The sequence below is a fragment of the Pseudomonas sp. R9.37 genome (assembly GCF_963878885.1).
GTDB lineage: Bacteria > Pseudomonadota > Gammaproteobacteria > Pseudomonadales > Pseudomonadaceae > Aquipseudomonas.
Genome location: NZ_CAWNZA010000001.1, coordinates 107,635 through 133,172 on the forward strand (window position 1 = coordinate 107,635; position 25,538 = coordinate 133,172).

The following is a 25,538-nucleotide window of genomic DNA, read 5'->3' on the forward strand; positions in this document are numbered from 1 at the left end:
GATCCATGAATTATTCGAACAGTGCATCCAGCGCCTGCTCCAGGCGGGTTACACCGATCACCTTCAACCCTGCCGGCATTTCCTTGGGCGCGTTGCCCTTGGGCACAATCGCGCGCTTGAAGCCGTGCTTGGCCGCCTCCTTCAGACGCTCCTGGCCGCTCGGCACCGGGCGCACTTCGCCCGACAGGCCAACCTCACCAAACACCAGCAGATCGTGGGGTAACGGTTTATTGCGCAGGCTGGACATCACCGCCGCCATCAACGCCAGGTCGGAGGCGGTTTCCAGCACCTTCACCCCACCGACCACGTTGAGAAACACGTCCTGGTCGTGGGTGGGAATGCCGCCGTGACGGTGCAACACCGCCAGCAGCATTGCCAGGCGATTCTGGTCCAGGCCAAGGGTCACGCGGCGCGGATTGGCCAAATGGCTGTCATCCACCAGTGCCTGCACTTCCACCAGCATCGGACGGGTGCCTTCCCACGTCGCCATCACCACGCTGCCCGGGACTTCTTCCTGAGCGCGTGTGAGAAAAATCGCCGAGGGGTTGGAGACTTCTTTAAGCCCACGGTCGGTCATGGCAAACACGCCCAGTTCGTTCACCGCACCGAAGCGGTTCTTCACTGCCCGCAGCAACCGCAAACGGCCATCGGATTCACCCTCGAAATACAACACGGTGTCGACCATGTGCTCCAGTACCCGCGGGCCGGCCAGCGCACCTTCTTTGGTTACATGGCCGACCAGGAAGATCGCCGTGCCGCTCTGCTTGGCATAACGCACCAGCAGCGCCGCGCTCTCGCGCACTTGGGAGACGCCGCCCGGCGCCGATTGCAGCTGTTCGGTAAAAATCGTCTGGATCGAGTCGATCACCATGACCTTGGGCTTTTCGATGCGCGCCGTGGCGATGATGCTTTCGATGCAGGTTTCGGTCATCACCCGCAGTTGGTCCTGGGGCAAGCCCAGGCGGCGGGCGCGCATCGCCACCTGCTGCTGGGATTCTTCGCCGGTGACGTACAGCGCCGGCATGCGGCTGGCGATGCTGCACAGGGTTTGCAGCAGGATGGTCGACTTGCCGATGCCCGGGTCGCCGCCGATCAGCACCACCGAGCCGTCCACCAGGCCGCCGCCGAGCACGCGGTCGAGCTCACCGGACGCGGTGGAGAAACGCGGGATTTCTTCGACGCTGACTTCCGCCAGGGTCTTGATCTGCGCCTGTTGCCCGGTCCAGCCGGCACGGCCGGTGGGCGCTGCGGCGCCGCCGCTTTCGATCATGGTTTCCGTCAGGGTGTTCCACGCGCCGCACTCGGTGCATTGGCCGGCCCACTTGGGAAAGGTCGCGCCGCACTCTGTGCAGCCGTACATGCGCTTGGCCTTTGCCATTTGAGAACCTCCAACCGAAAAACCGCGATGATAGCTCAGCGCGGCGCCGGGGTCCGGATTTCACCACTGGCCAATCGTGAAGCGCTGTTGCCGATCGGGTCTTCAGCGTTGAGGTCGGCGCCTTTGGCTTTCAACTCATCCAACAACTCGACGCGCTTGAACAACCCGGCATACATGGCCGCGGTCTGCCCGGCGCCGTTGCGTTGGTCGGGGTTGCAGTCAGTGGCCAGCAGACGCTGGGCAATTTTCAGCTCGCCTTTGAAAATTGCGCCCATCAGGGCGGTGTTGCCGCGTTTGTCTTGCACGCAGGCATCGGCGCCGGCACTGAGCAGGCGCTCCACGAAAGGCCCCTGGCCGTGATAGGCGGCGAGGATCAGCGCGGTGTAGCCCTTGTCGTCCTGGGTGTTGAGGCCGTAGCCGGACTCGATGAAGGTGTTGAGCATGTCGATATCGCCACGGCGGGCGGCGTCGAAATAGTAGTCCTGCAGCTGTGCCTTGAGCGCGACCGGGTCAGGCGACTCGGCATGGGCGACAAAGGCCAGCATCGCCATCAGTAAACCAATCGAAATACGCATGGGGGAGTTCTCCTGCCAGGGGTCGACGCCCGTGCACGGGCGCCGACCGGAACCAACGTCAGTCAGTGAGTTTTTCTGCCAGCGCTTTCACGCGAGCCAAATCACCCTTGGCGACCTTGGTCACGCCGGTGCCGTACTCCGGGTCGGCCTTGTAGAGGAACGACAGGATGATGTGCTTGCTCTCGTCATCCGTGGTGGCCAGCGAGCCGCCAAAGTTGTCGATCAAGTCCTGACGCTCTTTCTTGTTGTACGAGCGGTACAAATCACCGGCCTGCTTGAAGTTCTGCTCACGCTGGATCTTCGCCTGCTGGGTGCTGCCCGACAGCGCCGACTGGCTGTAGCGCGCGGTTTGCGGCTCTTCGCGCGGCAGCAGGCGGCTAGGCTGGTAGTTCACGCCGGTAGTGGTTTTGCCTGCATTCATCGCGCCGTCCTGGTTACCGTTGTTAACGGTTACCCGTGGGGCGTTGATCGGCAGTTGCAGGGCGTTCGGCCCCAGGCGGTACATTTGCGTGTCGGCGTAGGAGAACACCCGGCCTTGCAGCAGGCGGTCTTCAGAAGGCTCGATACCTGGCACCAGGTTGGCCGGCGCCATGGCCACTTGTTCAGTCTCCTGGAAGACATTCGCCGGGTTACGGTTCAGCACCATCTGCCCGACTTTGCGCTCCGGTACGTTCGGCCAGATTTTGGTGGCGTCCAGCGGGTCGAAGTCGAACTTGGCCAGGTCCTCAGGCTTGAGCACTTGCACGTACAGGTCCCACTTGGGGAAGTCACCCTTGTTGATGTGGGTAACCAAGTCGTGGGTCATGTGGCTGTAGTCACGCCCTTGCACTTCGGTGACTTGCTTGGGGTCAAGGTTGTTGATGCCCTGCAGGCTCTTCCAGTGGAACTTGACGTAGTGCACTTCGCCCTTGGCGTTAATCAACTTGTAGGCATGTACGCCGTTGCCGTCCATTTCCCGATAACTGGCCGGGGTGCCGGCGTCGGAGTACAACTCGGTGAGTGTACGAGTGGACTCTGGAACATGGGAGAAGAAGTCGAAACGGCGGGAGTCGTCGTCCAGGTTAGTGCGCGGGTCGGGTTTGAACGCATGAACCATGTCCGGGAACTTGATGGCGTCGCGAATAAAGAACGTCGGGAAGTTATTGCCGACCAGGTCCCAGTTACCGTCGGCGGTATAGAACTTGGTGGCAAAGCCGCGTGGGTCGCGCAGGGTTTCCGGAGAGTGGTTGCCGTGCACCACGGCCGAGAAGCGCACGAACACGGGCGTGGCCTCGCCTGCGGCGAACACTTTGGCCTTGGTCAGGTCGCTCAGGTCGTCAGTGACGGTGAAGGTGCCGTGGGCGCCGGTGCCACGGGCATGCACCACGCGCTCCGGAATGCGCTCGCGGTCAAAGCGTTGCAGTTTTTGAATCAGTTGCACGTCTTGCAACAGCACCGGGCCATTGGCGCCGGCCGTTTGCGAGTTCTGGTTGTCGCCCACCGCCGCGCCGTTATCGCGGGTCAGGTTGGCAGCGTGTACGGAGAGTGAAAGCAGGCTGGCGCTCGCCAGTATCAGCGCGTGTCGCGCGATAACCGGGCGGCGCTTGATTGGATTCTTCATCGAGGTTTCCTCTGGTTTTTCTAGTGCACATTCAGTTGTGCTTGCCAGAGGCTAGTGACCCGCGACGCAGAAGATAAATAGAAAAACCCCACCGGGACGATTAAGAAAATACGGTGGTAACCCACTGAAATAGCGAGTATTTCGCGCGCGATTGGTGGCACTTTGCAAACTATTTGCGTTTTAATGTGTCGATAAAAGCTGACAGTGTTAACGGTTGTGTCGCGCAAGCCCTCTACGACTGACTTACACTGACCTCCACCCTTCTCATCTGTAACAAGGAATAACCTATGGGCGTGATCAGTGAGTTCAAGGCCTTCGCGGTCAAAGGCAATGTGGTCGATATGGCCGTCGGTATCATCATCGGCGCCGCCTTCGGCAAAATTGTTTCCTCGTTTGTAGGCGACGTCGTAATGCCGCCTCTCGGTCTGCTGATCGGTGGTGTGGACTTCGGCGATTTGGCAATAACACTCAAGGCCGCTCAGGGCAACGTCCCTGCGGTGGTGTTGGCTTACGGCAAGTTTATCCAGAGCGTGGTCGACTTCCTGATCGTCGCGTTTGCAATCTTCATGGGCGTGAAGGCGATCAACCGCCTCAAGCGTGAAGAGGCTGTGGCCCCAAGCTTGCCGCCGACCCCGACCAAGGAAGAGGTGTTGCTGGGCGAGATCCGCGATCTGCTCAAGGCACAGAACGACAAGCCGCTTTAACCGGCACTGGTTTGGCCAAAAAGGCGCCTGTTGCAGGCGCCTTTTTTATGCGCCGTACTACCAGTAATTCTCTACTGCCACCTGGCCTGGGCGACGGCTCAGGCTCAGTTGCATGTCGCGTTGCTTGAGCAATTGGCGCGTGTCGTCGACCATTTGCGGATTGCCGCAGATCAGCACGCGGGAGTGCTCCGGGGTCAACTCGACGCCGGCCGCGCGCTCCAGTTCGCCATTCTCGATCAAGGTGGTGATGCGACCATTCAGGGCGCCAGGGTGTTGCTCACGGGTGACGGTGGGGATGTAGACCAGCTTGTGCGCATACTCGGCCAGGTACTCACGCTCGCCCAACGCGTGGATCAGTTCCTGATACGCAAGCTCCTTGGCCTCGCGGGCGCTGTACACCAGGACAATGCGCTCGAATTTCTCCCAGACCTCGAAGTCCTGCAGGATCGACAGGAACGGCGCCACGCCTGTGCCAGTGCCCAGCAGCCAAAAATCTCGCCCGTCCACAAATCGGTTCAGCGTCAGAAAACCTGTGGCCTGGCGCTCGACCATCAAGGTGTCGCCCACTCGCAGGCGGCTCAATTGACTGGTGAACTCGCCGCCCGGAACGACAATGGAGAAGAAGTCGAGGTGCTCGTCAAACGGTGAGGACACGATCGAATAAGCGCGCCAGACGGTGCTGCCATCCGCCTTGTTCACCCCCAGGCGCACGAACTGGCCGGCGGTAAACCGAAAACCCGGGTCGCGAGTGGTACGCAAAGTAAACAGGCTGGGGGTCAGCGATTGCACATCGAGCAAGGTCTGGCGGGTAAATTTCTCAGCACTGGCCGTCATGGGGGGCTCCGTTGAACAGGTGCCCTAGTGTCCCTCAAAGCGTCGCTGGGAAACACCGGTGGTTTGTACTGGCATTTTCATTGCTCGGGCATCCGCGAATGTAACGCCAATGAAACGCTGATGCTTGCCACGCAATTGCACCTTCGCCGGGGTTTTCGTGCTCACACTAATTATTTAGCTATCGCCCCCCATCCAATAGGCCATTAGATGATGGCGTTCATAAAAACAGCCCTGAATAGGCCATTTCCACAACCTGTTAAATTCAATAAGTTTTCTTCACCCAACAACTAACCTCCACAAAAACTCAGTTGTTGTACAAGCTCAACAAGTATAAATACCCGATCTTTCTGACAACTTTTTCATCTCAGTATGTGGGCTTTATCCTACACTCCTGTTCGTGGCGCATTGGGAGCCAGGACGTACCCAACTCACACCTACCCCATGGAGATTCACCCTATGGTTAACTGGCGCAACACGAGACTCCCAAAACTGGAAGGCGAGAACAAGATCACCACTGTTTACGAGATGATCGTCAATCAAACTTTCCAGCTCGGTTTTGAATATTGCTCATTTACGATGAGTTCCCAACAACCTGCCAACCAAACAAAACCTATTCGATTAAACAATTATCCAAATGAATGGAATGCACTGTACAACCAAGCGCATTTTTTTGATGTGGATCCCATAGTCGCCCACTGCAAACGCAGCGTAATGCCGCTGGTCTGGGATGAAAAAGCGTTCAGCACCGCGCCGAATCTATGGACGCTGGCCCAATCGTTTGGTGTGCACCTGGGATGGACTCAAGCCGTGCATGACTTCCAGGGTGTGTTCAGCATGCTGACCCTGGGCCGAAGTACCGGCAACGTCAGCCCTGAAGAGCTGTACGAAAAAGCAGGCCAGGTACTGTGGCTATGTCACGCCATGCACGCCGTCGTAGCGCAAACATATGCCGACACACCCAGTATCACGCCGCCCTGCAAACTGACCCCACGGGAAATAGAAATTCTCAGATGGTCAGCCATCGGCAAGACCGCCTCGGAAATCGCCACGATCCTGTGCCTGTCAGAGCGGACCGTGGGCTTTCATATCAGCAGTTGCCTCAAGAAACTGGGTGTTACCAACAAGATCGCGGCTGTACTGCGCGCCTCAAAAGCGGGGTGGTTTTAGCCAACCTGGAAACACCGCATGTAATCCCCTTGAAAAAAACGTAACATTTACGGCCAATTCTGAGTGTTGACGCTGCGCCTTGGGTGCCGCCTCGCCGTACACTCAGACGGTTACGCCGGGTACCACGCCCGTCGAACGCCCATCGATGACCAGAGTCTCCCCCGCCATGCCCCTGCTTGACAGCCCCTTCGCCCAGCTCGATCTGATCCGCCAGCCAGAGCAACACAATGACCCGCTGCAGGCCTTTGATGCCGCCGATGAGTACTTGCTCAACTACCTGGCCGAACAGTCGCTGAATTCGGCAACCCGCGTGCTGGTGCTCAATGACAGCTTCGGCGCCCTGGCGGCCAGCCTTGAAGGCCAGGTGCAGGTGACCTCCAGTGGCGATTCGTTTCTGGCAGCCCTAGGCCTTGAGAAAAACCTGGTGCGCAACGCCAAGGCGTTTGATGCCGTGGCGTTTGTGCCAGCCTCGCACGTAGCCACCGGGCCTTTCGACCGCGTGCTGATCCGCGTGCCGAAAACCCTGGCCTTGCTCGAAGAACAGTTGATTCGCCTGCAAGGCCAACTGGCGCCAGGCGCCGAAGTGATCGCCGGGGCGATGATCAAACACCTGCCACGGGCCGCCGGTGAACTGCTGGAGCGCTACATCGGGCCCATGCACGCCTCGCTTGCGGTCAAAAAAGCCCGGCTGCTGATCGCCACCGTAGATGCTCGCCCAACCGCCGTGTCGCCCTACCCTACCCGCTACACCCTGGACGCACCGGCCATCGAGCTGCTCAACCACGCCAACGTGTTCTGCCGCGAAGGCCTGGACATCGGCACCCGCGCTTTCCTCCCGCACCTGCCGAACGACCTCGGCAGCGCCCGCGTGGCAGACCTTGGCTGCGGTAATGGCGTGTTGGCGATCGCCAGCGCCCTGCAAAACCCGGACGCGCAGTACACGCTGGTGGATGAGTCCTACATGGCCGTGCAATCGGCGGCCGAGAACTGGCAAGCCGCCCTGGGCGCTCGCGAGGTCACCCTGCGCGCCGACGACGGCCTGGCCGGTCAGGCGCCGCAGTCGCTGGACGTGGTGCTGTGCAACCCGCCCTTCCACCAGCAGCAGGTGGTCGGTGACTTCCTTGCCTGGCGCATGTTCCAGCAGGCGCGTGATGCCCTGGTGGTTGGGGGCGCGCTGTATATCGTGGGCAACCGCCATTTGGGCTATCACAGCAAATTGGCGAAGCTGTTCCGTGGCGTCGAGCAAGTCGCGGCCACGCCAAAGTTTGTGATTCTCAAAGCGCGCAAATAAAAAAACCCTGCCGCTCTTGCGAGTGGCAGGGCTGAAAAGCCGGGCCGCGAGGCCCGGATTGGGATGTCAGTGGGTGGTCAAGCCCGCCGCGCTCATGAACATGCGCATCAGGCTGGCCACGACAAACAGGGCCAGCACGCTGCCGGTCCAGATCATCGCCAGCCACCCCAGGCGCCGCCACAACGGCTGTTTCTCGGCCTGTTCGATCTCGTGCAACGAAGGTTTGCCGGACATGAAACGACCCTCCTAGTGATAGCCGTCTTCGTGGGTGACCTTGCCGCGGAACACGTAGTAGCTCCAGAAGGTGTAGCCCAGGATGAACGGGATGATGAACAACGTGCCCACCAGCATGAAGCCCTGGCTTTGCGGCGGTGCAGCGGCGTCCCAGATGGAGACCGACGGCGGAATGATGTTCGGCCACAGGCTGATACCCAAGCCGCTGTAGCCGAGGAATATCAGCACCAGGGTCAGCAGGAACGGCGTGTAGTGCGCATTTCGCGCCACCGCGCGGATCAAGCCGTACATGGTCACCAGCACCAGAATCGGCACGGGCAGGAACCAGAACAGGTTCGGCAGGGTGAACCAGCGTGAGGCGATTTCCGGGTGCGCCAGAGGCGTCCACAAGCTGACAATGCCGATCACCGCCAACACCACGAACGCCAACGGCCGCGCCAGGTTGTGCATCTGCTCCTGCAACTTGCCTTCGGTCTTCATGATCAGCCAGGTGCAGCCGAGCAAGGCATACGCGATGACCAGCGCAACGCCGCAGAACATCGTGAACGGCGTGAGCCAATCCAGCGAGCCACCGGCAAACTGACGGTCGACCACCGGAATGCCATCGATGAACGCCCCCAATGCCACACCCTGGAAGAAGGTCGCCGCAATGGAACCGCCGATAAACGCCTTGTCCCACAAGTGGCGCTTGTCGTCCTTGGCCTTGAAACGGAACTCGAAGGCCACGCCACGGAAGATCAGCCCGATCAACATCAGGATCAGTGGCAGGTAAAGCGCCGACAGCACCACCGAGTAGGCCAGCGGGAACGCGCCGAACAACGCCGCGCCGCCCAGTACCAGCCAGGTTTCATTGCCGTCCCATACCGGGGCGACCGTGTTCATCATCACGTCACGGTCGACTTTGCCGGGAATGAACGGAAAGAGGATGCCGATACCCAGGTCGAAGCCGTCCATGACCACGTACATCATGATGCCGAAGATGATGATCACGGCCCAGATCAGCGGAAGATCAATACCCATCTCAATTCCCCTTGTGCTGAATGTGGGCGTGGTCGTCGTCGCTGCCATCATCGGCGGCGGACAACGGACGGGCCGGCGTGCGTTTCTGGCCAGGTCCACCGTGGGTAGGCTCGCTGCCTTCGTGGGTCTGCGGCCCTTTGCGCACCAGGCGCATCATGTAGCCCAGCCCTGCGCCGAACAGCGCGAAGTACACCACCACGAACAGCACCAGGGTGATCGTCATCTGCGCCAGGCTATGCCCGGAGGAAGCGTCCGCCGTGCGCATCAAACCGTAGACCACCCACGGCTGGCGGCCGATTTCGGTGGTGAACCAACCGGCGAGAATCGCGATCAGGCCGGACGGGCCCATCCACAGCGCCAGGTACAGGAACGGCCTGGAGGTGTACATCTTGTCGCCCCGACGCAGCCAGAGGCTGAACAGGCCGGTGAAGATCATCAGGAAACCCAGGCCAACCATGACCCGGAACGACCAGAACACAATCGTCGAGTTGGGACGGTCTTCAGGCGGGAACTCCTTGAGCGCCGGCACCTGTTTGTCCAGGGAGTGCGTCAGGATCAGGCTGCCCAGGTAAGGAATTTCGACCGCGTATTTGGTTTTTTCGGCCTTCATGTCGGGCAGGCCGAACAGGATCAGCGGCGTCGGCTCGTTGCCGATATTTTCCCAGTGGCCTTCAATCGCGGCGATTTTCGCCGGCTGGTGCTTGAGGGTATTCAGGCCGTGGAAGTCACCGATCACCGCCTGGATAGGCGCCACGATCAGCGCCATCCACATTGCCATCGAGAGCATGGTGCGGATCGCAGGGTTGTCCTTGCCGCGCAGCAGGTGCCAGGCCGCCGACGAACCGACGAAGAACGCCGTGGCCACAAAGGCCGCCGTGGCCATGTGCATCAGCCGGTACGGGAACGACGGGTTGAAGATCACCGCCAGCCAGTCGGTAGGAATCACGCGCCCGTCGACGATTTCAAAGCCTTGCGGGGTCTGCATCCAGCTGTTGGACGCAAGAATCCAGAAGGTCGAGATCAGCGTGCCGACGGCCACCATCACCGTGGCAAAGAAGTGCAGCTTGCGCCCCACCTTGTTCCAGCCGAACAGCATCACGCCGAGGAAACCCGCCTCCAGGAAGAAGGCCGTGAGCACCTCGTACGTCAGCAACGGCCCGGTTACAGCGCCGGCGAAGTCCGAGAAGCGGCTCCAGTTGGTGCCGAACTGGTAGGCCATGACCAGGCCCGAGACCACGCCCATGCCGAAGTTGACGGCAAAGATCTTCGACCAGAAATGGTAGAGGTCACGGTAGGTGTCGTTATGGGTCTTGAGCCACAAACCTTCCAGCACCGCAAGGTAACTGGCCAGGCCGATAGTGATCGCCGGGAACAGGATGTGGAACGAGATGGTGAATGCGAATTGAATTCGGGCGAGATCTAGCGCCTCCAAACCGAACATAAGTCTTCCTCTGTCAGGTAATACCGGCTGCTGGCTGGGAGCCTGCACCCACTGCCCCCACGGATATGGAGTGTGGCGAATTTCAATTCGTTTCTTTTTTTAACCCACCACGTAGGGAATCGGGCCTTTCGGCCTCCAGAACAATCCCGGGGCCGGTTTTGATCTGGATCAAGCATTGCTGAAAGAGTAGTCCCATTTTCGCTGTAGGACGGCGTGGTCTTTTGCCGCGTGACAGCTTGCCTCATGCCGATGCACAGCAAACCCTTGCAACTATTTGTTACAGCATGATGCTAATCTCGCCGTTCCCTCTGCTCCCGACCTGAATTCCCGATGCCTACTAGTGAACCTGCGTTGCTGTTGCGTCACCATCGCCCTTTCATCGCGTTCTGGCTGGCACGGATCTTCACCGCCAGCGGCTTCCAGATGCTCACCGTGGCCATCGGCTGGAACCTCTACCAACTGACCGGCAACGTGCTGGACCTGGGCTTGGTCGGCCTGGTGGAATTCATCCCGCGCGTACTGTTCATGCTGCACACCGGGCATGTGGCCGATCGCTATGAACGACGCAAGGTCGCCGCCATCTGCCAGACCGTGCAGGCGCTGATTGCCTTGTCCCTGGCCATCGGCGGCCTGACCGGCAACGTGATGCGCGAGATGATCTTTATCCTCGCCTTCCTGCTCGGCGCCGCGCGTTCGTTTGAAATGCCGACCACCCAGGCGCTGTTGCCAAGCATCGTGCCCAGCGCACTATTCCCGAGGGCCGTGGCCTCGTCGCAATCGGCGCAGCAACTGGCGACCATCGTCGCGCCAGCCTTGGGCGGTTTGCTCTATGCATTCGGCAGCGTGTGGGTGTATGGCCCGACAGTGGCGTTGTACCTGATCGCCTGCGTGCTGACCCTCAACCTGCCCGCGCGCCAGACCCCGCTGAACAAAGCCAAGGCCACCATGGACTCGCTGCTGGCCGGGATTCGCTTTATCCGCAGCCGCCCGGACATCCTCGGCGCCATCTCGCTGGACCTGTTCGCCGTGCTGTTGGGCGGTGCCACCGCGTTGCTGCCGGTATTTGCCAAGGACATCCTGCTGACCGGCGCCTGGGGCCTGGGCCTGCTACGCTCGGCACCGGCGGTGGGCGCGTTGTTGATGTCGTTGTGGCTGGCACGGTTTTCGGTGGACCGGCATGTCGGGCGCGTGATGTTTACTGCCGTCGGCGTGTTTGGCGTGGCGACCATCGCGTTCGGCCTGTCGACCTCGTTCTGGTTTTCGCTGGCGGTGCTGGTGGTGCTGGGCGCAGCAGACATGATCAGCATGGTGATCCGCGCGTCGTTCGTGCAACTGGAAACGCCGGATGAAATGCGCGGCCGGGTCAGTGCGGTCAACGGCCTGTTTATCGGCGCGTCCAATCAACTGGGCGAGTTCGAATCGGGGATCACCGCCCACTGGTTCGGCACCGTGCCCGCCGTGGTCATGGGCGGGATCGGCACGCTGCTGGTGACCGGGGTGTGGATAAAACTGTTCCCAACCCTGGCCAATCGCGACCGAATGCATGTGGCGGTGGAAGAGCCGAAGGCTGAAGCGGCGAAGGTCTGAGCACCGCCGCCTGACCGGAGACAGGACTACAGAACACTGAGGGAGCGGGCTTGCTCGCGAAGGCGGTGCATCAGTCGATACAGTCATTGACTGACGCCGCGCTTTCGCGGGCTAACCCGCTCCCACAGTGGTTTTGAGGTGTGTGCTAGAGCACCTTGTCCAGGGTGACAGGGAAGTCGCGTACCCGTTTGCCGGTGGCGTGATAAATCGCGTTCGCCACCGCCGCCGCCACCCCGACAATGCCGATTTCGCCCACGCCTTTGGAGCCCAGGGCATTGACCACATCGTCGTGTTCGTCGACAAAGATCACGTCAATCTCGCCAATGTCGGCGTTCACCGGGATGTGGTACTCGGCCAGGCTGTGGTTCATGTAGCGCCCCAGGTGGTGGTCGATCTGCGTCTCTTCATGCAGCGCCATGCCAATGCCCCACACCACGCCGCCGAGAATCTGGCTGCGGGCCATCTTCGGATTGACCACGCGACCGGCGGCAATCGCGCTGACCACGCGGCTGACCTTGATGGTGCCCAGGTCTTCATCGACCCGCACTTCCACAAATACCGCCGAGTGAGTGGCCGTAGCGTAGCCCTCGCGTTTTTTGTCGGGCTCGCTGTCGACCTGCACTTGCAGCGCATTCTCACCGCTGTCTTTAACCAGTTGGGCCAACGACACACTCACGTCGCCTGTGTGCAATTGGCCGTCTTCGAAGCGCACGGACTCGGCGTCCTTGAATACCGGGTACGTCTGCCGGGCAATCTTCAGCAGTTTGGCGTTCAGCGCTTCGCACGCCTGTTGCACGGCAGTGCCGACTGACGACACGGTAAACGAGCCGCCCTGCAAAGGCGCGGTGGGCAAGGACGAATCCCCCAGCAAAAACTGGATATCGCCCATCGCCACACCGCTGGCCTGCGCGGCAATCTGGGTCATGACCGTGTAAGTGCCGGTGCCGATATCGGTGGTGGCGCTGCTGACTGTCAATTTGCCTTCGGCGTCGATGCTCGCCTTGGCGCTGGCCTTCATCTGCATGGCTTCCCACACGCCGCCGGCCATGCCCCAGCCGATCAACTGGTTGCCGTCACGCATGCTGCGTGGCTCCGGGTTGCGCTGGCCCCAACCGAAGCGTTCGGCGCCTTCGCTGTAGCATTCGCGCAGGGCTTTGCTCGACCAGGGTTTGTCTTCGTTCTGGTTGCGCTCGGCGTAGTTGATCAGGCGCAACTGCACTGGGTCCATGCCCAAGGCACAGGCCAGTTCGTCCATGGCGCACTCCAGGCCGATCACGCCCAGCGCGGCGCCTGGCGCGCGCATGTCCAGCGGGGTGTACACATCCAGCGGCACCAGGTTGTAGGTCAGCTGCACGTTATCGCAGTGATAGAGCATGCCGCTCCACTCCACCACGTGTTCGCTGAAGTCTTCGAAGCGCGAAGTCTGGCCAATTGCGGTGTGCCCCAACGCCAGCAGCCGACCGTTGGCGGCCGTGCCCATCTGCAACCGCTGCAAGGTGCGTGGTCGATAGCCAAAGGTGAACATCTGTTGACGCGTCAGGGTGACGCGCACCGAACGCTTGAGCGCCAATGACGCCATCACCGCCAGGGGCAACTGGTATTGCGGGCGCAGGCCGGAACCGAAAGCGCCGCCGACGAACGCGGCAAAAATCCTCACCTGGCTCTTATCCAGGCCGAAGATTTTTTGCACATAGGCCTGGCAGTTCTGTGGGCCTTGGGTTTTGTCGTGGATATGCAGGGTGCCGTCCGGCTGATACAGCACCGTACTGGCGTGGGGTTCCATCGGGTTGTGGTGTTCGATGGGCGTGCTGTAGTGCACGTCGAGGCTGACGGCGGCAGCGCTCCACTCGGCCTGGAAGTTACCGCGGGGCGCGGGCGGCGTTTGCGGCGAGGGGTGCGCCTGCTCCTGCATGGCCAGCAAGTCGGTTTCAAAGGCTTCGCTTGCGTATTCGATCTCGACCAGAGAGCCGGCATGTCGCGCCAGCTCCAAATTGTCGGCAATCACCAGCGCCAAGGGCTGGCCGCTATAAAGGACGCGGTCGTTGTAGAGCGGGCGAAACGGCGAGCCATCCGCCGCATCGTCGTCGGCGAACGCGTCATCGTAGCTGGCAAGCCTGGGGCGATTGTGGTGATCCAGCACCATGACTACGCCCGGCAGCGCCAGGGCCTTTGAGGCATCGATCTTGATCACCCGGCCCTTGGCGATGGTGCTGGAGACCACGCTGCCGTGCAGCAAGTCTTTGTCTGGAAACTCGCCGGCATATCGCGCCTGGCCGGTGACCTTGAGCAGACCGTCGACGCGGTCCAGAGGTTTGCCGATAGCGGTCATGGGCGTTCTCCTGCGACAGCCGCGTCGCTCAGGGCGCGAATAATCCCACGGCGCGCCAGCTTGATTTTGAAGCCGTTGTGTTCCAGCGGTACGGCATCTTGCAGCAAGGCGTCGGCGGCGTTGCTGAAGGTTTCGCGGCTGACCGTCTGGCCGATCAGCGAGGCTTCCACCGCGCGGTCACGCCAAGGCTTGTGGGCCACGCCGCCCAGCGCAACGCGGGCGTCGATGATTTGGTCGCCGTCCAGTTCGAGGGCGGCGGCCACGGAGACCAGGGCAAAAGCGTAAGAGGCGCGGTCGCGGATTTTCAGGTAATGGCTGTGACGGGCCAGCTGGTTGGCGGGCAGCTCGATGGCGGTGATCAACTCATCGTCGGCCAGCAGGTTGTCGCGCTGCGGCGTATCGCCGGGCAGTCGATGGAAGTCAGCAAATTCGATGACGCGCGCACCCGCGCGGCCTTCGACATGCACCCGCGCCTCCAGCGCCGCCAAGGCCACGCACATGTCAGACGGGTGCGTGGCGACGCAGTGTTCGCTGGCGCCGAGGATCGCGTGGATACGGTTCAAGCCGGTGCGCGCCGGGCAGCCGCTGCCGGGTTCGCGCTTGTTGCAGGGCACGCTGGCGTCATAGAAGTAGTAGCAGCGAGTGCGCTGCAACAAGTTGCCGCCGGTGCTGGCCATGTTGCGCAACTGCGGCGAGGCTCCGGCCAGGATGGCCTGGGACAGCAGTGGGTAACGCGCCTCGATCACGGGGTGCCAGGCCAGGTCGGCGTTGCTCACTAGCGCGCCGATCATCACGCCGCCACTGGCGGTCTCTTCAACGCCCTGCAGCGGCAGGCCGGTGATATCGATCAAGTGCTCGGGGCGGCTGATGTTTTCTTTCATCAGGTCCAGCAGGTTGGTGCCACCGGCGATAAAACGTGAAGCCGCGCTGCTCATGTGCACGGCCTCGTGCACATCGGCTGGCTTGCTGTACTGGAAGGGATTCATTGCTCACCTCCCTGGGCACGGCAGGCCGGCAAGGCGTCTTCGATGGCATCGCGGATGTTGCTGTAGGCGCCGCAGCGACACAGGTTGCCGCTCATCAGCTCCTTAATCTGCGCGGTGTCGTGGGCGCGGCCTTCATTGGCCAGGCCGACGGCGGAGCAGATCTGCCCTGGGGTGCAATAGCCGCACTGAAAGGCGTCATGCTTGATAAAGGCCTGCTGCATCGGGTGCAACGCGTCGCCGTCGGCCAGGCCTTCGATGGTGGTCAACTCGGCGCCATCGCACATCACCGCCAGGGTCAGGCAGGCGTTGACGCGTTTACCGTCGCGCAACACTGTGCAGGCGCCGCATTGGCCGTGGTCGCAGCCTTTTTTACTGCCGACCAGGTCCAACTGTTCGCGCAGCAGGTCCAGCAAGGTGGTCCAGGGCAACACGTCAAGTTGGCGGTCCTGGCCGTTCAGGGTCAGACGAATCGGGTGGCTGACGAACGGTCTGGCCGCCGCGCCATTGGGGGTTGCGCTCATAAACACCTCACGGGTTGGGGTATATCCGCGGCGTTCAGGAAAGTCGCCGTCTCAGGGGTACGACTTCCCGGGGTATTGAGCGTTCAAGAGGATTGATCAGCGGATGTTGAGCATCGTCGTCAGCGGGGTTTGCGAGCCGTTGATCGAGGAATTGCTGTATTCGAACCAGCCAGGGGCCTGGACGTTCAGGTCAAACACATAGATGTAGCCCATCACAGTGCCCACGCCATTACAGGCCTGGCTGATGTTGCCGACCTGGCATACCGGCGAGCGTTGCCCGTTCAACTCGGCGCCATCGAAACGGCCCATCGGGCTTTTGCCCAGGCCGACTTCCATCACCGACACCTTGGTTGGGCCGCGATGGGCGCACATCTGCGTGCTGGTCGCGCGCTCCGGGATGGTTTCAGCGCAAGCGGCAGACTCCACTTTGAACACGCGCACTTCGCTCAACGCCGGTGCAGTCGCGCCCCAAGCCGGTGCCGCCAGCCCCAGGCCGATTAGGGCGAACAGAGCTAGACTGCTGGCGTTGGCTTTTTTCATGCTGTTGACGACTCTGGATTAAACGTCGACGCAGTATGCATCAAGGCCATCCACCCACAAAACCAAGCCTATGCGCCATTGGCCTTCGGCTGCTGGTATGATGCGCCGCTTTTTCCGATCCTCTCTGAAACCACAGCCGCTTGGCGCAGTTTGTGCTTTGACTTAGAGGTCAACAAATAACGACGCAAAATAGCGTCACAGGGAGCCGGCATGCTGGAAAAGCTGTTTCAACTCAACGCACATAACACCAACGTGCGCACCGAGATTCTTGCGGGGATCACGACCTTTCTGGCCATGGCCTACATTCTGTTCGTGAACCCGAGCATCCTTGGCGAGACCGGCATGGACAAGGGCGCAGTGTTTGTCGCGACCTGCCTGGCCGCCGCCATCGGTTCGACCGTGATGGGCCTGATCGCCAACTACCCGATCGCACTGGCGCCGGGCATGGGCCTCAACGCCTTCTTCACCTACACCGTGGTGTTGCACATGGGCCACACCTGGCAGGTGGCGCTGGGCGCGGTGTTCATTTCGGCGGTGCTGTTCTTCCTGCTGTCGATCTTCCGCATCCGTGAGTGGATCATCAACAGCATCCCCTTGCCCCTGCGCTCGGCGATTGCCGCCGGTATCGGCCTGTTCCTGGCGCTGATCGCCCTGCACAACGCCGGCATCGTGGTCGGCAACCCGAACACCCTGGTGGGCCTGGGCGACCTGAAAAAACCGGCGCCTATCCTGGCCACCTTTGGTTTTATCCTCATCGTTGCGCTGGAAGCCCTGGCCGTACGCGGTGCAGTGCTGATCGGCATTCTGGCCGTGACCATTATCTCGATCCTGTTGAACGTCACCCCGTTCGGCGGCGTGATCTCGATGCCTCCGTCCCTGGCCCCGACCTTCCTGCAGCTGGATATCAAAGGCGCGCTGGATATCGGCCTGGTCAGCGTGATCTTCGCGTTCCTGTTCGTTGACCTGTTCGACAACTCCGGCACCCTGATCGGCGTCGCCAAGCGCGCCGGCCTGATGGGCAAGGACGGCCACATGCCAAAAATGGGCCGTGCGCTGATCGCCGACAGCACCGCGGCCATGGCCGGTTCGCTGCTGGGCACCTCGACCACCACCAGCTACATCGAGTCTGCTGCGGGCGTGAGTGCCGGTGGCCGTACCGGTTTGACCGCCGTCGTGGTCGCGATCCTGTTCCTGCTGGCGCTGTTCTTCTCGCCACTGGCGGCCAGCGTTCCGGCCTTTGCCACCGCGCCTGCGTTGCTGTTCGTGGCCGTGCTGATGACCTCGGGCCTGGCCGAAATCGACTGGGATGACATTACGGTTGCAGCGCCGGTGGTGATCACCGCCCTGGCGATGCCCTTCACTTACTCCATTGCCAACGGCATTGCCTTCGGTTTCATTGCCTGGACCGCCATCAAGCTGCTTTCGGGCCGCTACCGTGAGCTGAACCCGGCACTGGTGATCCTGTCGATTCTGTTTGTGATCAAGCTGGGCTGGTTCAACGCATGACTTTTGACGCCGCAAGCTACACCGCTCAACTGCAAGACAAGGTCACGCGCTTGCGTGACCTGCTGGCACCGTTCGACGCACCCGAGCCGCAGGTTTTCGATTCGCCGCTGCAGAACTTCCGCCTGCGCGCGGAGTTTCGCCTGTGGCGCGAAGGCGGTGAGCGCCACTACGCGATGTTTTCCCAGGACGACAAGCGCACGCCGATTCTGATCGAAGAATTCCCGATTGCCAGCCAGCGCATCAACCAGTTGATGCCGCAACTCAAAGCCGCCTGGCAAGCCAGCGCGGCCCTGAGCCACAAGCTGTTCCAGGTGGAGTTCCTCACTACTCTGGCCGGCGACGCGATGATCACCCTGTGCTACCACCGCCCGCTGGACGAGCACTGGCACGCGGCCGCCAACCAACTCGCTGCCGATTTGAATGTCAGCATCATCGGCCGCTCCAAGGGCAAGCGTGATGTGATCGGCCACGACTACGTGGTGGAAAAACTCGCCGTCGGCGGGCGCACGTTCAGCTATCGCCAACCCGAAGGCGCGTTCACTCAGCCCAACGGCACGGTGAACCAGAAGATGCTCAACTGGGCGTATGAAGCCTTGGGCGATCGCCCGGATGATTTGCTGGAGCTGTACTGCGGCAACGGCAACTTCACCCTGCCGTTGGCGACCCGTGTACGCAAAGTGCTGGCGACCGAGATCAGCAAGACCTCAGTGAATGCGGCGTTGAGCAACCTCGATGAAAACGCGGTGGATAACGTCACCCTGGTGCGCTTGTCAGCCGAAGAACTCACCGAGGCGCTCAACGAAGTGCGCCCGTTCCGCCGCCTGCATGGCATCGACCTGAAAAGCTACGAATTCGGCAGCGTGTTCGTCGACCCGCCGCGCGCCGGCATGGACCCGGACACCTGCGAGCTGACGCGGCGCTTTGACAACATCCTGTACATCTCCTGCAACCCGGAGACGTTGGCGGCGAACATTGCGCAACTGCATGACACGCACCGGATTACCCAGTGTGCGATGTTTGACCAGTTCCCATGGACTCACCATATGGAATCCGGCGTGTTGTTGACCCGCCGGTAACCCGTCTCTTGCACGTGCGACCGCCCCCTGGCTATTGGCAAGGGCGGTCGCCGACCACCGAACACCCTCCCTCGCGCTGATTTACGGTTCGATAATCGAACAGATCCGCCGCCGTCAATTGACCAAATTAACCATCCAGTACATTTTATCTCCACAACCAATAATAACTGTGGAGATACCCCAATGCCGCCCATCGTGCTGGTGCTCAACGGCCCCAATCTCAATCTGCTCGGCACCCGCGAGCCCGCCACCTACGGCCATGAAACCCTGGCCGACATCGCCGCCCTGTGTGGGCGCAGCGCGGAAAAACTCGGGTTGAAAATCGAATTCCGCCAGACCAACCACGAAGGTGAACTGCTCGACTGGATCCACAGCGCCCGCGCCCGTTGCGCTGGCATCGTGATCAACCCGGCAGCCTGGACCCACACCTCGGTAGCGATTCGCGACGCACTGGTGGCCAGCGAAGTGCCGGTGATCGAAGTGCATTTATCCAATGTGCACGCGCGTGAGGCGTTTCGGCATCACTCGTTTGTGTCGCCCATTGCCAAGGCGGTGCTCGCCGGGTTCGGCAGCCATGGTTACCACCTGGCCCTGGAACACTTCAGCCACACGTTGAAAGGGTGAGCCCGATGAAACCGCGCATCCTCGCCGGCCTGATCGGCGCAGGTATCCAGGCCTCCCGCACGCCAGCCCTGCATGAACACGAAGGTGATGCCCAGGGCTTGCGCTACCTGTATCGCCTGATCGACCTGGAACCGCTGCAGCTGAACCTCAATGCCCTGCCCGACCTGCTGGACGCCGCCGAGATGATGCAGTTCACCGGCTTGAACATTACCTACCCGTGCAAACAGGCGATTCTGCCATTGCTCGACGAATTGTCCGACGAAGCCATGGGGATAGGCGCGGTCAACACCGTGGTGTTCAAAAACGGCAAACGCATCGGCCACAACACCGACTGCCTGGGCTTCGCCGAAGGGTTCCGGCGCAATTTGAATGACGTCGCGCGCCAGCATGTGGTGCAGATGGGCGCTGGCGGTGCGGGCGCGGCGGTGGCCCACGCGCTGCTGGCCGAAGGCGTGCACCACCTGAGCATTTTCGACGTGGACGTCGCCCGCGCTCGGGACTTGGTGGATAACCTTGCCCAGCGTTTTGGCGCCGGGCGCGCGCAGGTCGGCAACCACCTGGAAAGCGCCATGGCCGAGGCCGATGGGCTGGTCAACACCACGCCGATGGGCATGGCCAAGCTGCCTGGCACGCCGGTACCGGCCCAGCTGTTGCGGGCGGCATTATGGGTCGCAGAAATCGTGTATTTCCCGCTGGAAACCGAGCTGCTGCGCGATGCCCGCGCCCTGGGCTGCCGCACGCTGGATGGCGGCAACATGGCGGTGTTTCAGGCAGTGAAGGCGTTTGAACTGTTCAGTGGCCAGAGGCCGGATGCGCAGAGGATGTTGGCGCACTTCCAGAGCATGAATACCTGACTGCTGAAACCAAACCCCATGTGGGAGCGGGCTTGCTCGCAAAAGCGCTGTGTCAGTCGCCGGCTGTATTGGCTGACACTCCGCATTCGCGGGCAAGCCCGCCCCCACCCGGGTTATTCGATGGATTTAGGCTTGCAGGTAACGCATCACCGACTCACAGATCATCTCCCGATGCCGCTGCTTAACCGCTTCGTCCGACAACTCGATCTGAAAGATCTCACTGAACGTATGGCGGTTGGACACCCGGTAAAAGCTGAACGAGTTGATCAGCAGGTGCACGTCCAACGGGTCCAGCCCTTGGCGGAACACGCCCAGCTCGGCGCCGCGCTGCAACGTGGCGCCAAGCCCTTCGAGAATATTGCTGTTCATCGCCTTGATCGAATCCGAGCGCTTCACGTATTCGGCGTTGTTGATGTTTTCGATGCTGACGATGCGCACGAAATCCACGTTCTGGTCATGGTGATCAAAGGTGAATTCCACCAGCCGGCGAATCGCTTCGCGCGGCTCCAGGGCGGTGAGGTTCATGCGGGTTTCAGTATTGCGAATGTCGCCGTAGAGCTTCTCCAGCACCTCGACGTATAACTGCTCCTTGCTGCCGAAGTAGTAATAAATCATGCGTTTGGAGGTGTGGATGCGTTCGGCGATGGCATCCACGCGAGCGCCGGACAGGCCCTGCTGGACAAACTCGACGATCGCTTCCTGCAGGATGTTTTCGCGGGTCTTTTCCGGATTGTTCTTACGACTCTTGCGCGGTGCGTCTGACACAGCGGAGACATCGGGGGTCAGGGTCATGGTGCGCTCACGGCCATTTTTGTTGTGCAGGCCGCGATTATGGGCCGAGGCGCTTCCCGAAGGAAGCACCTGGCCGCGCCGTCATAACCGTGCTTGTCGCGGCGCCCCGCTACGCGATTTGGCCATCGCCGCCAGGCGCACGGCCACGTTGGCTGCGCCATACCCGGCGTAGCCGTTTTTGCGCTGGATGATCTCGAAGAAAAACCGCCCTTCGAACGGCTCGGTGTACACATGAAACAGCTCACCGCCCTGGGCGTCACGGTCGTACAGCACGTTGTAGTACGCCAGCTCGCTGAGGAACTCGTCGTCAAAATCAAAGCGTGCCGCCAGGTCGTCGTAGTAGTTGAGCGGGATGTCCAGCAATGGCACACCTGCCTCTTTGGCCCGACTCACCTCGGCGAAAATATCTGCACAGTCGAAGGCGATGTGGTGCACACCCGAGCCGCGGTAGCTCGACAGCGCGTGGGAAATCGCCGTGTTGCGGTTCTCGGAAATGTTCAACGGCAGGCGAATCGAGCTGCAACGGCTGCGCAGCGCGCGGCTTTTCACCAGGCCGTAGGGGTCAGGCAGCACCACTTCATCATCGGCTTCGAAATCCAGCAGGCTCTTGTAGAACAACACCCAACTGTCGAGGCTGTCGGCGGGCAAGGCCATGGCCATATGGTCAATGCGCAGCAGGCCGCCGCTTGAGGCGGTAGTCGGTTGCAGATTGAAGTCGGTGCCGTACAGCCCGCCTTCGTTCTGATCCACCAGGTAAATCAGGCTGCCGTCCGGCGCACGCACGGCGGCCAACTCCAGTTCATTTGGCCCTACAAGCCCCCGATATGGCTGGCCCTTGTAAGCCACCGCCCGCTGCAACGCCTTGGCGCTGTCCTTGACCCGAATCGCAGTGGCGCACAGCGACGGCCCGTGGGCTTCAAAAAAGTTGTGGGCAAAAGAATAGGGTTCGCAATTGAGGATCAGGTTGATATCGCCCTGGCGCAACAGGCTCACGCTCTTGGAACGGTGCTGCCCGGCCTTGACGAAACCCAGGCGCTCCAGCCATTGGGTGAGTTTGGCTGCGAGGTTTTCATCCACGGCAAACTCAAGAAATTCGATGCCGTCGTACTCGCTGGCGGCCGGCGTATCAAACAGGAGGTCGACCGGTTGAGCAGGCGCTTGCTGCTTGAGGCGCTCGCGGGTTTTCTCTTCCAGGTACAACAGCGAGCGCAAGCCATCCGCCGCATTCGCCCGCGTCGGGGCTGCGCGAAAACCATCGTTGAAAATTTCCAGGGACAACGGCCCGCTGTAGCCACTCTGGATAATCGGCGCGAGAAACCCCGCCAGATCGAACTCACCCTGCCCCGGGAAGCAGCGAAAATGCCGGCTCCACTCCAGCACATCCATGGCCAGGATCGGTGCGTCGGCCATTTGCACAAAGAAGATTTTGTCCCCCGGGATCTGGGCGATTGCACTCGGGTCACCCTTGAGCGACAGGGTGTGGAAGCTGTCGAGCAACACGCCAAGGCTCGGGTGGTCGATCTGACGCACCAGGTTCCACACTTGCTGCCAGGTATTCACGTGCTTGCCCCAGGCCAGCGCTTCATAGCCGATGCGCAAGCCACGGCGAGCGGCATGTTCAGCGAGCAGGCTGAGGTCGTCGAGCAAAATCTGCTCATCGCCGACGCAATCGGCCGAGGCATTGCTGCACACCAGCACCAGGTCGGTGCCCAGCTCCTGCATCAAGTCGAACTTGCGCTCGGCGCGCTCCAGGTTGCGCGCCAGGCGGTCGCGGCGGCAGCCTTCAAAGTCGCGAAACGGCTGGAACAAGGTAATGGCGATACCCAGGTCGGCGCACATCTGCCTAACTTCCCGTGGGCTGCCGTCGTAATACAGCAGATCGTTTTCGAAGATTTCCACACCATCAAACCCGGCAGCGGCAATGGCTTCGAGTTTTTCCGGCAGGGTTCCACTCAAGGAAACAGTGGCAATGGAGCGTTGCATGGGGCGACTCCCGGCAAATGAGGCTCGTCTTATTTACGGCAAATTATTGGCCGCTAAACTGTGCACAGCAATTGAAATGTACGAACCGGTTAGTTTTTTGGGCGATTATCGAACAAAATGGCAATCCGCGAATTGACGAGTTTTTAGCCACTGCGCACCATCGAACACGTATCAAGACCCAGAACACACCATAAAAATTTCAAAAAACGGGTACGACCTCATGCCTTCGCAAACTCCCGCCGTGGCCGTGCGCCACAGCAATCCGCACAGCGGCATCGGCGACAAAATCCGCGGCGCCATGGCCGTGGGCAAAACCCGCTGGGGCATGCTGGCCCTGGTGTTCTTCGCCACCACCCTGAATTACATCGACCGCGCCGCGCTGGGCGTGATGCAACCGATCCTGGCCAAGGAGATGAGCTGGACGGCGATGGATTACGCCAACATCAACTTCTGGTTTCAGGTTGGCTACGCCATCGGCTTTGTGCTGCAAGGCCGGCTGATTGATCGAATTGGCGTGAAGCGCGTGTTTTTCTGCGCCGTGCTGCTGTGGAGCCTGGCCACGGGCGCCCATGGCCTGGCGACGTCGGCCGTCGGCTTTATGGTGTGCCGCTTCATTCTCGGGCTGACCGAGGCCGCCAACTACCCGGCCTGCGTGAAGACCACGCGGTTGTGGTTCCCGGCCGGCGAGCGCGCAGTGGCCACCGGTATTTTCAACGCCGGCACCAATGTGGGCGCGATGATGACGCCGATGCTGCTGCCATTGATCCTTCACGTCTGGGGCTGGCAGGCGGCGTTTCTGTGCATGTCGGCACTGGGCGGGATCTGGCTGGTGGGCTGGGGCCTGAAGTACTACAACCCGGAAGACCACCCGACGGTCAAACAATCCGAATTGGACTACGTGCAGCAGGAAGTCGAACCGCCGCAACCCAGCGTGCCCTTCAGCCGCATCCTGCGCATGCGCGGCACCTGGGCGTTCGCTCTTGCCTACGCAATGACCGCGCCGGTGTTCTGGTTCTACCTGTACTGGCTGCCGCCGTTTCTGAACCAGCAATACAACCTGGGCATCAACGTGACCCAAATGGGCATCCCGCTGATCATCATTTACCTGACAGCCGACTTCGGCAGCGTGGGTGGGGGGATTCTGTCGTCATTCCTGATCGGCCGTGGGATGAATCCGATCAAGGCGCGGCTGTTGTCGATGCTGCTGTTTGCCTGCTGCATCGTCGGCGTGATCATGGCCGCCGGCTCCAGCCAATTGTGGGTCGCCGTGTTCGCCATCTCCCTGGCCATCGGTGCGCACCAGGCCTGGACCGCCAACATCTGGAGCCTGGTGATGGACTACACGCCCAAGCACATGATGAGCACGGTGTTCGGTTTCGGCGGCATGTGCGCAGCCATCGGCGGCATGTTCATGACCCAGATCGTCGGCCATATCCTCACGGTCACGAACAACAACTACACCGTGCTGTTCACCCTGATCCCGGCGATGTACTTCATCGCGCTGACCTGGATGTACTTCATGGCACCGCGCAAGATTCCGACAGTCGAGGTTTGATTCAACGCCGCCGCTGCTGCCAGGCAGCGGCCAACCCGCTCATGCAGATCACCCCGATGCCGACCACCGTGGTCATGTCGGGGGTATGGTTGAACACCAGCCAGCCCAACAAACCCGCAAACACGATCTGGCAGTAGCCGAACGGTGCCAGCAAGGCCGGCGCCGCAAAGCGGAAGGCCTGGGTCAACATCAAGTGCGCGGTCATGCCGCACGTGCCCAACGCCAGCATCAGCACGCCATGCCACACCGTGGGCAACTGCCAGAAGAACGGCACCAGCGCACTCATCACCAGGGTATTGCACAGGCCGGCGAAAAAGTTACTGGTGGTCGGCGTGTCGTATTGGCTGAGGATGCGCGTGAGCAGCTGGTAGAAGCAGAAGAACAACGCCGAACACAGCGGCAGCAGCACCGCAGGCGTGAACAGCTCACCACCGGGGTGGATGATGATCAGCACGCCGACAAACCCGCAGATCACCGCCAGCCATTGGCCACGTGTCACGTGTTCACCGAGCAAGGGCACCGACAATGCTGTCACCAGGATCGGCGCCAGGAAGTTCACCGCCGTGGCTTCCGCCAAGGGGATGTAATGCAGCGCCGCGGTAAAAAACAGGCTGGTGCCCAGCAGGCACAACGCACGCACCACCTGCATGCCCGGGCGTTTGCTGCGCAGCACGCGCAAACCCGACTGCGGCAGGAAAATGCCGGCCATCAGCAAGGTATGCACCAGGTACCGCGCCCACACCACCATCACAATCGGGTAGAACCCGGCCAGGTATTTGGACAAGGCGTCGTGGCTGGAAAACAGAAACGTCGCCACCACAATCAGCAGGATGCCTTTGAAGGGATGGTTGACGCCGGAAAGGGGTGTACTGACAGTCATTGAATTCTCTTGCATGGCGGGCTGAACGCTGAGCACTGAACACGCAGGCACTCAACCCGGT

23 protein-coding genes are annotated in these 25,538 nt (G+C 61.0%); 9 read left to right on the forward strand and 14 right to left on the reverse strand.

Annotated elements, in window-relative coordinates; genetic code table 11:
• Window positions 1-10: 10 nt before the first annotated feature.
• The 3 genes from radA to katB are packed head-to-tail and all read right to left on the reverse strand — an operon-like array spanning window position 11 to window position 3,553.
• Window positions 11-1,378 (reverse strand): DNA repair protein RadA, encoded by a 1,368-nt coding sequence (gene radA, locus AACU78_RS00470; protein ID WP_017139308.1) that lies wholly within the window; start codon window positions 1,376-1,378, stop codon window positions 11-13.
• A gap of 35 nt (window positions 1,379-1,413) precedes the next feature.
• Window positions 1,414-1,953, reverse strand: coding sequence for an ankyrin repeat domain-containing protein (locus AACU78_RS00475; protein WP_106579293.1), 540 nt, complete (start codon window positions 1,951-1,953; stop codon window positions 1,414-1,416).
• 58 nt (window positions 1,954-2,011) lie between these two features.
• The gene (katB, locus tag AACU78_RS00480) at window positions 2,012-3,553 is read right to left on the reverse strand and encodes a catalase KatB (RefSeq protein ID WP_106579294.1); all 1,542 of its coding nucleotides are present in this window, start codon (window positions 3,551-3,553) and stop codon (window positions 2,012-2,014) included.
• Between the two features lie 287 nt (window positions 3,554-3,840).
• On the opposite strand from katB, the gene mscL reads away from it, so the two are divergent.
• Window positions 3,841-4,257: a large-conductance mechanosensitive channel protein MscL gene (mscL, locus tag AACU78_RS00485; protein ID WP_106579295.1), complete on the forward strand. Its 417-nt coding sequence runs from the start codon at window positions 3,841-3,843 to the stop codon at window positions 4,255-4,257.
• Between the two features lie 57 nt (window positions 4,258-4,314).
• Here mscL and AACU78_RS00490 read toward each other — a convergent pair whose 3' ends face one another.
• Window positions 4,315-5,091, reverse strand: a complete 777-nt coding sequence (locus tag AACU78_RS00490) for a ferredoxin--NADP reductase (protein WP_106579296.1) — start codon at window positions 5,089-5,091, stop codon at window positions 4,315-4,317.
• A gap of 456 nt (window positions 5,092-5,547) precedes the next feature.
• Between AACU78_RS00490 and AACU78_RS00495 the strand changes: the two genes are divergently transcribed.
• Window positions 5,548-6,258, forward strand: a complete 711-nt coding sequence (locus tag AACU78_RS00495) for a helix-turn-helix transcriptional regulator (RefSeq protein ID WP_106579297.1) — start codon at window positions 5,548-5,550, stop codon at window positions 6,256-6,258.
• A gap of 166 nt (window positions 6,259-6,424) precedes the next feature.
• On the forward strand, window positions 6,425-7,549 hold the full coding sequence (locus AACU78_RS00500) for a methyltransferase (RefSeq protein WP_106579298.1): 1,125 nt from the start codon (window positions 6,425-6,427) through the stop codon (window positions 7,547-7,549).
• Between the two features lie 66 nt (window positions 7,550-7,615).
• Here AACU78_RS00500 and AACU78_RS00505 read toward each other — a convergent pair whose 3' ends face one another.
• Genes AACU78_RS00505 through AACU78_RS00515 form a run of 3 tightly spaced genes read right to left on the reverse strand, consistent with a single transcriptional unit; the run spans window position 7,616 to window position 10,244 of the window.
• Window positions 7,616-7,783: a DUF2474 domain-containing protein gene (locus tag AACU78_RS00505; protein ID WP_071489954.1), complete on the reverse strand. Its 168-nt coding sequence runs from the start codon at window positions 7,781-7,783 to the stop codon at window positions 7,616-7,618.
• Window positions 7,784-7,795: 12 nt separating this feature from the next.
• Window positions 7,796-8,803, reverse strand: coding sequence for a cytochrome d ubiquinol oxidase subunit II (gene cydB / locus AACU78_RS00510; RefSeq protein WP_106579299.1), 1,008 nt, complete (start codon window positions 8,801-8,803; stop codon window positions 7,796-7,798).
• 1 nt (window position 8,804) lies between these two features.
• Window positions 8,805-10,244, reverse strand: a complete 1,440-nt coding sequence (locus tag AACU78_RS00515) for a cytochrome ubiquinol oxidase subunit I (RefSeq protein ID WP_106579300.1) — start codon at window positions 10,242-10,244, stop codon at window positions 8,805-8,807.
• A gap of 330 nt (window positions 10,245-10,574) precedes the next feature.
• Between AACU78_RS00515 and AACU78_RS00520 the strand changes: the two genes are divergently transcribed.
• Window positions 10,575-11,831: an MFS transporter gene (locus AACU78_RS00520; protein WP_106579301.1), complete on the forward strand. Its 1,257-nt coding sequence runs from the start codon at window positions 10,575-10,577 to the stop codon at window positions 11,829-11,831.
• 145 nt (window positions 11,832-11,976) lie between these two features.
• Here AACU78_RS00520 and AACU78_RS00525 read toward each other — a convergent pair whose 3' ends face one another.
• From AACU78_RS00525 to AACU78_RS00540, 4 genes are all read right to left on the reverse strand, one after another.
• Window positions 11,977-14,160 (reverse strand): xanthine dehydrogenase family protein molybdopterin-binding subunit, encoded by a 2,184-nt coding sequence (locus AACU78_RS00525; RefSeq protein ID WP_106579302.1) that lies wholly within the window; start codon window positions 14,158-14,160, stop codon window positions 11,977-11,979.
• Window positions 14,157-15,146 carry an FAD binding domain-containing protein gene (locus tag AACU78_RS00530; protein WP_106579303.1) on the reverse strand — a complete coding sequence of 330 codons (990 nt, stop codon included), beginning with the start codon at window positions 15,144-15,146 and terminating at the stop codon, window positions 14,157-14,159. Before AACU78_RS00530 ends, AACU78_RS00525 begins: the two co-directional genes overlap by 4 nt.
• Window positions 15,143-15,667 (reverse strand): (2Fe-2S)-binding protein, encoded by a 525-nt coding sequence (locus AACU78_RS00535; protein WP_106579304.1) that lies wholly within the window; start codon window positions 15,665-15,667, stop codon window positions 15,143-15,145. The genes AACU78_RS00530 and AACU78_RS00535 overlap by 4 nt, the downstream gene beginning before the upstream one ends.
• Before the next feature lie 96 nt (window positions 15,668-15,763).
• The gene (locus AACU78_RS00540) at window positions 15,764-16,207 is read right to left on the reverse strand and encodes a DUF4879 domain-containing protein (protein ID WP_106579305.1); all 444 of its coding nucleotides are present in this window, start codon (window positions 16,205-16,207) and stop codon (window positions 15,764-15,766) included.
• A gap of 210 nt (window positions 16,208-16,417) precedes the next feature.
• On the opposite strand from AACU78_RS00540, the gene AACU78_RS00545 reads away from it, so the two are divergent.
• The 4 genes from AACU78_RS00545 (at window position 16,418) to AACU78_RS00560 (ending at window position 20,267) form a co-directional block, all read left to right on the forward strand.
• The gene (locus AACU78_RS00545) at window positions 16,418-17,713 is read left to right on the forward strand and encodes an NCS2 family permease (protein WP_106579306.1); all 1,296 of its coding nucleotides are present in this window, start codon (window positions 16,418-16,420) and stop codon (window positions 17,711-17,713) included.
• Window positions 17,710-18,789 (forward strand): tRNA (uridine(54)-C5)-methyltransferase TrmA, encoded by a 1,080-nt coding sequence (gene trmA / locus AACU78_RS00550; RefSeq protein WP_106579307.1) that lies wholly within the window; start codon window positions 17,710-17,712, stop codon window positions 18,787-18,789. The genes AACU78_RS00545 and trmA overlap by 4 nt, the downstream gene beginning before the upstream one ends.
• A 183-nt stretch (window positions 18,790-18,972) precedes the next feature.
• Window positions 18,973-19,413: a type II 3-dehydroquinate dehydratase gene (gene aroQ / locus AACU78_RS00555; RefSeq protein WP_106579308.1), complete on the forward strand. Its 441-nt coding sequence runs from the start codon at window positions 18,973-18,975 to the stop codon at window positions 19,411-19,413.
• Window positions 19,414-19,418: 5 nt separating this feature from the next.
• Entirely contained in the window at window positions 19,419-20,267 is an 849-nt protein-coding gene (locus AACU78_RS00560; protein WP_106579309.1) for a shikimate dehydrogenase, read from the forward strand.
• 126 nt (window positions 20,268-20,393) lie between these two features.
• On the opposite strand, the gene AACU78_RS00565 is transcribed toward AACU78_RS00560, so the two are convergent.
• Window positions 20,394-21,059, reverse strand: coding sequence for a TetR/AcrR family transcriptional regulator (locus AACU78_RS00565; protein ID WP_106579310.1), 666 nt, complete (start codon window positions 21,057-21,059; stop codon window positions 20,394-20,396).
• A gap of 81 nt (window positions 21,060-21,140) precedes the next feature.
• Window positions 21,141-23,042: a 3-dehydroshikimate dehydratase QuiC gene (gene quiC, locus AACU78_RS00570; protein ID WP_106579311.1), complete on the reverse strand. Its 1,902-nt coding sequence runs from the start codon at window positions 23,040-23,042 to the stop codon at window positions 21,141-21,143.
• A 220-nt stretch (window positions 23,043-23,262) separates the two neighbouring features.
• Between quiC and AACU78_RS00575 the strand changes: the two genes are divergently transcribed.
• Window positions 23,263-24,597 (forward strand): MFS transporter, encoded by a 1,335-nt coding sequence (locus AACU78_RS00575; RefSeq protein WP_106579312.1) that lies wholly within the window; start codon window positions 23,263-23,265, stop codon window positions 24,595-24,597.
• 1 nt (window position 24,598) lies between these two features.
• On the opposite strand, the gene AACU78_RS00580 is transcribed toward AACU78_RS00575, so the two are convergent.
• Window positions 24,599-25,477: a DMT family transporter gene (locus AACU78_RS00580; RefSeq protein WP_106579313.1), complete on the reverse strand. Its 879-nt coding sequence runs from the start codon at window positions 25,475-25,477 to the stop codon at window positions 24,599-24,601.
• Window positions 25,478-25,538 lie beyond the last annotated feature (61 nt).